The sequence below is a fragment of the Bacillus sp. SIMBA_008 genome (assembly GCF_046535495.1).
GTDB classification, from domain to species: Bacteria; Bacillota; Bacilli; order Bacillales; family Bacillaceae; genus Bacillus; species Bacillus subtilis.
The window spans coordinates 1-247 of the sequence record NZ_JAWRWL010001013.1 but is presented as its reverse complement, the minus strand read 5'-3'; the positions used below and the strand labels follow the sequence as shown (position 1 = coordinate 247).

The window sequence follows — 247 nt, the reverse complement described above, 5'->3', positions numbered from 1 at the left end:
ACAGTAATCGCGAAAAAAGGTAGCAAAGATCCTTATAAAATTGGGGCTGAAGTAGATAAATCTCTTGCTGAAGATGGACATTTAGTTGCTCCTATTAAGAAAGATGCCAAAGTAGGCTCAATTACTTTAGAATCAACTGATAAATATGGTTTCTTAGACGGTAGTAAAAGTATGAAAGTTACTGCAAAAACGACAGAAGAAGTTGAAAAGGCAAATTGGTTCGTATTAACAATGCGCTCTATCGGAG

The 247-nt window shown here is 35.6% G+C and carries 1 pseudogene; it reads left to right on the top strand.

Features of this window, described 5'->3' with window-relative positions:
• Window positions 1-247, top strand: a pseudogene (locus tag SB658_RS26460) (D-alanyl-D-alanine carboxypeptidase); the annotation flags it as partial.